The 301-nt window shown below is 57.8% G+C and carries 1 protein-coding gene; it reads right to left on the bottom strand.

The features are described from left to right. Nucleotides 1-184 (bottom strand): 2Fe-2S iron-sulfur cluster-binding protein (locus EOB49_RS35140; RefSeq protein ID WP_127383562.1); only part of this gene is annotated, 184 nt, incomplete at its 3' end. Nucleotides 185-301 lie beyond the last annotated feature (117 nt).

Consider the following 301-nt stretch of genomic DNA (forward strand, 5'->3'; position numbering starts at 1 on the left):
CAACCGGGAGTGAGCAGGAACGCACCGGCTGACCGTCCACATGCACCGTGCAGGCGCCGCAGGCGGCGATGCCGCAGCCGAATTTCGGCCCGGTCTTGCCAATGAGATCGCGCAGCGCCCACAGCAGCGGCATGTCCGGATCGGCATCGATATCGAATGACTGCCCGTCGACGGTAAGGCGCATGGGGATACCCTTTGTTGTCGTCCGCTGCCAAGGGCGAAGCGTCCTCTCGGCCATTTCACCTAATACAGATTGACAAATTTCGTCATTTTGTCAAATAGGATTTTGCAGGATAGAATT

The organism is Mesorhizobium sp. M7A.F.Ca.MR.148.00.0.0 (assembly GCF_003997735.1).
GTDB lineage: Bacteria > Pseudomonadota > Alphaproteobacteria > Rhizobiales > Rhizobiaceae > Mesorhizobium.